This is a genomic window from Phenylobacterium sp. (assembly GCF_030654915.1).
GTDB lineage: Bacteria > Pseudomonadota > Alphaproteobacteria > Caulobacterales > Caulobacteraceae > Phenylobacterium.
Map to the genome: position 1 here is coordinate 1 of NZ_JAURWM010000299.1, position 4,478 is coordinate 4,478.

General features: G+C 68.2%; 5 protein-coding genes. 3 read left to right on the forward strand and 2 right to left on the reverse strand.

Annotated features, from left to right (window positions below; all coding sequences use genetic code 11):
• A partial coding sequence (locus tag Q7T84_RS15950; RefSeq protein WP_304810773.1) for an AarF/UbiB family protein occupies nt 1–908 on the reverse strand: 908 nt, incomplete at its 3' end.
• 4 nt (nt 909–912) lie between these two features.
• Nucleotides 913–1,671 (reverse strand): class I SAM-dependent methyltransferase, encoded by a 759-nt coding sequence (locus Q7T84_RS15955; protein WP_304810775.1) that lies wholly within the window; start codon nt 1,669–1,671, stop codon nt 913–915.
• An 84-nt stretch (nt 1,672–1,755) separates the two neighbouring features.
• Here Q7T84_RS15955 and mutM point away from each other — a divergent pair, with 84 nt between their 5' ends.
• Genes mutM through Q7T84_RS15970 form a run of 3 tightly spaced genes read left to right on the forward strand, consistent with a single transcriptional unit; the run spans nt 1,756 to nt 4,320 of the window.
• Nucleotides 1,756–2,619, forward strand: coding sequence for a bifunctional DNA-formamidopyrimidine glycosylase/DNA-(apurinic or apyrimidinic site) lyase (mutM, locus tag Q7T84_RS15960; RefSeq protein ID WP_304810777.1), 864 nt, complete (start codon nt 1,756–1,758; stop codon nt 2,617–2,619).
• 5 nt (nt 2,620–2,624) lie between these two features.
• Nucleotides 2,625–3,500, forward strand: coding sequence for a TraB/GumN family protein (locus Q7T84_RS15965; RefSeq protein WP_304810779.1), 876 nt, complete (start codon nt 2,625–2,627; stop codon nt 3,498–3,500).
• A 31-nt stretch (nt 3,501–3,531) separates the two neighbouring features.
• Nucleotides 3,532–4,320 carry an enoyl-CoA hydratase gene (locus Q7T84_RS15970; protein WP_304810781.1) on the forward strand — a complete coding sequence of 263 codons (789 nt, stop codon included), beginning with the start codon at nt 3,532–3,534 and terminating at the stop codon, nt 4,318–4,320.
• Nucleotides 4,321–4,478: the final 158 nt, after the last annotated feature.

The following is a 4,478-nucleotide window of genomic DNA, read 5'->3' on the forward strand; positions in this document are numbered from 1 at the left end:
GTCACCTGGGCCGGAGCGGCCACGAACAGGTTCCCCTCGTGCAGGTCGGCATGGAAAACGCCGTGGTCCAAGGCTTGGGCCAAGAAGGCGCGGATCAGGTTGTCGGCCAGGGCCGGGCGATCAAGGCCCGGCAGTTCAAGCGCGGCGGCTTCCGACAACGGTGTGCCGCTCGCCCACTCCTGGGTCAGGACCCGCTTGCCGACCCCGTCCCACACCACCTTGGGCGCGGACATATAGCCGTCCTTGGCCATGACCTCGGACAGTTCGTCGCCACCGGCCGCCTCCAGCCGGAAGTCTAGCTCAAGTGCGGTCGCCCGGATCACCGTGTCAGCCAGGGCGCGAGGCTCCAGCCGCCGCGCGGCCACCGACCAGCGCTCGACGATCCGCGCCGCCAGGTTCAACACCTCGGCGTCCTGCGCCACCCGACGCTCGATGCCGGGACGCAGCACCTTCACCGCCACCCGGCGCCCGTCGATCAGGGTCGCGTCATGGGCCTGGGCCAGCGAGGCCGCCGCCACCGGCTCGCCGAAGCGCGAGAACAGCGCCTCGACCGGACGGCCCAGTGTCGCCTCGACCTCACGCCGCGCGACCTCCGTCGGGAAGGGCTCGAGTTTATCTTTCAGCCGCGACAGATCCTCGGCGAAGGGGGCGCCGAAGATGTCGGCGCGGGTCGACAGCAATTGGCCGAGCTTGATCGCCACCGGCCCCAGCTTCTCCAGCGACCGCGCCAGGCGCTCGCCGGGCCGGCCGTCACGGGCCTGGCGTCCAGCGAAGACCTGCAGGCTCTTGGACAGGGCGCTGAGGCTGGGCGGGTAGAGATCGTCCAGCTCGCGCGGCAACAGGGCGTCATTGCGCGCCAGCGACCACGCCGCCGCTGTCAGCCGTCCGAACGCCGCAACACTTCCCATTGAACTAGATCGCCCAGCCGTGGTGCATGGCCGCCACGCCGCCGGTGAAATTGGTGTAGCCGGCGCGGCTGAAGCCGGCCTGCTCGATCATGTCCACGAAGGTCCGCTGGTCCGGGAACCGGCGGATGCTTTCGACCAGATACTGGTAGCTGTCGCGATCCTTCAGCACGACCTGGCCGATGGCCGGGATCACCTTGAAGGAATAGGCGTCATAGGCCTTCCGCAACGCCTGCGCCGGCGGCTGCGAAAATTCCAGGCACAGGAAGCGGCCGCCCGGCTTCAACACCCGGCGCGCCTCGCGCAGGGCGGCCGAGACGTCGGTGACGTTGCGGATGCCGAACGAGATGACATAGGCGTTGGCGCAGGCGTCGGGCAGCGGCAGGTTCTGGGCGTCGCCGACGGTCCAGGTGATCTCCGGCTCGCCGCCCTTCTGGCGTCCCGCCGCGATCATCTCGGCATTGTAGTCGATGACCATCACCGAGGCGTCCGGGCCGCCGCGACGCTCCTGGGCGCCGCGGGCCATCTTGGCGAAACGGCGCGCCATGTCCCCGGTGCCGCCGGCGCAGTCGATGATGACTTCGCCGGGCTGAGGATTGAGCCGCGCGGCGACCGCGTCCTTCCACAACCGGTGGACGCCCCCGCTCATCAGGTCGTTCATCAGGTCGTAGCGGCTGGCGACGCGGTCGAAGACCCCGCGCACCAGGCCAGGCTTTTCAGCCGGATCGACGTCGCGGAATCCGAAGGTGGCGGCAGGTCCTGTCATGAGGAGGGTATTAGCTCGCGCACGCGAGACGCGCCAGCGGGGGCGCGGCTTGTCGTTCGGGGCACGCCATGCCACTTCCACCCCATGCCCGAACTTCCCGAGGTCGAAACGGTCCGGCGCGGCCTGCAGCCGGTTCTTGAAGGTCAGCGCCTGTCGCGCGTCGAGGCGCGCCGCGCCGATCTGCGCTTTCCCTTTCCCGACGGCTTCGTCCAGCGCCTGACCGGCGCGACGATCGAGCGCCTTGAGCGACGGGCGAAATATCTGATGGCGGTGCTCGACCGCGGCGAGACCCTGGTCATGCACCTAGGGATGAGCGGCCGTTTCGAGATCGCTCGGCCGGAGGGATCCACCCGCCCTGGCGAGTTCCACTATGCGCCAGACCCCAATCCCAAACACGCCCATGTGGTCTTCGAAACCGATGGCGGCGGGCGAGTCACCTATTACGACCCTCGGCGCTTCGGCTACATGGCGCTGATCGAGACCGAAACCCTGGCCGAGCACCCCTGGTTCGCCGGTCTGGGACCCGAGCCGCTGTCGGACGCCTTCGACGCCCAGCGCCTGATCGACGCCTTCGCCGGCCGCAAGCAGGGTCCCAAGACCCTGCTGCTCGATCAGCGCGTCGTCGCCGGCCTGGGCAATATATATGTGTGCGAGGCGCTCAACCGCGCCCGCATCTCGCCGTTCAAGCCGGCCGGCGCGATCAAGCCGGCTCAGATCAAGCCCCTGGTCGGGATCATCCGCGAGGTGCTGGACGAGGCCATCGCGGCCGGCGGCTCGACCCTGCGCGACTACGCCGCCGCCGATGGAGCGTTGGGCTACTTCCAGCACCGTTTCCGCGCCTATGACCGTGAGGGCGAGCCCTGCCTGAACGAGGGCTGCAAGGGCGTGATCCATCGCGAGGTCCAGGCCGGACGCTCGACCTTCTTTTGCTCCGCTTGCCAGAAGTAGCCCCCATGTTGAAAAGCGTTCTGGCGGCGGCTCTCGCCGGTCTCGTGCTTGCAGGCTTCGCCCACGGCCAGGCCCAGGCCCGCCCACCGATCTGGACCGTGCGCGACGCCGATTCCGAAATGGTCATCTTCGGCTCGGTCCACGTCCTGCCCCCCGGCCTCGATTGGCGGCCCAAGGCCCTGGACGCCGCCCTGGCCAAGGCCGACGATCTCTGGTTCGAACTGCCGATCGACCCGGTCTCCGAGGCGCGGGTCGGACAACTGGCCGCGACCATGGGCCGGCTGCCGGAGGGGGCGTCCCTCTCCAAGCTGCTCTCGCCGCAGGGCGCCAAGCGGCTTGAGATCGCCGCAGAGGGTCTCGGTCTGAGCATGGCCGTGCTCGACCAATTCGAGCCCTGGTTCGCCGAAGTCATGCTGGCCAGCGCCGAGTTCATAAAGGCCGGGGCGGACGCCAACTCCGGCGTTGAAAAGACCATCGCCGCGACCGCTCCAGCCTCGGCCAAGCGCCGGGCCTTCGAGACCCCGGAAGAACAGATCGCGATCTTCGACGCCGCCCCGCGAGCTCAGCAGATCGCCTCACTGGAAGAATCCCTGCGCGAACTGAACTCCAATCCAAACGCCTATGACGAACTGATCGGCCATTGGCTGAACGGCGACCTGAAAGCCCTGGACGAGGACGCCCTCGGCCCGCTCCGCAAAGCCGCGCCCGGCCTCTATGCCCGGCTGGTCACCGAGCGCAACGAACGCTGGATCGCCGAGCTGAAGACTCGGATGGACGGTTCAGGCGCCACCGTCGTCGTGGTCGGGGTCGGCCATCTGGTCGGCGATGACGGCCTCCCGGCCCGCCTCCGCGCGCTTGGCTATTCCGTCGAGGGGCCTTAAGCCCGACCCAACATTTCCGACGGAGACGGCCATGAGCTACGAGACCCTAGTCGTCGAGACGCCCCAGGAGACCGGGGTCGGCGTGACCCTGATCCGCCTGAACCGACCCGAGGCGCTGAACGCGCTGAACAGCCAGTTGCTCACCGAACTGTGCGCGGCGTTGGACGTCGCCGAGGCCGACGCCGGCGTGGGCTGCGTGGTGCTGACCGGATCGGATCGCGCCTTCGCCGCCGGCGCCGACATCAAGGAGATGTCGACCAAGACCTACGCCCAGATGTTCAGCGAAGACTTCTTCGGGGCCAGCGCCCGGCGCATCGAACAGTTCCGCAAGCCGATCATCGCGGCGGTCAGCGGCTACGCCCTGGGCGGCGGCTGCGAGCTGGCCATGCTCTGCGACTTCATCATCGCCGCCGAGAGCGCCAAGTTCGGCCAGCCAGAGATCAATCTGGGCGTCGCGCCCGGCATCGGCGGCACCCAGCGCCTGACCCGCTTCGTCGGCAAGTCCAAGGCCATGGTGATGATCCTGACCGGCCGGATGATGGACTCCGCCGAGGCCGAGCGTTCGGGCCTGGTCTCTCGGGTGGTCCCCGGCGACAAGCTGATCGAGGAAGCCATGGCCGCGGCGACCAAGATCGCCAGCCAGTCCCCTCTGGCCGTGAAGATGAACAAAGAGTTGGTCGAGGCCGCCTACGAAACCACCCTCGCCACCGGCGTGGCCCTGGAGCGCCGCCTGTTCCACTCGCTGTTCGCCTTCAACGACCAGAAGGAAGGCATGGCGGCCTTCATCGAGAAGCGTAAACCAGACTTCTCGGGGACCTGACCTGGTTCGTCGCACCCGCTGCGACGGGCTGCGTCACCCTTGTGGATTAAACTCGCCTCGGGCGCATTGACCCCGGGACCTACGTCCCGTATATCCGCGCCTCCAATTTACCCGCCTGGGCGAAGGTCCCGGCGCGACCCGTTTTGAGAGCTGACACA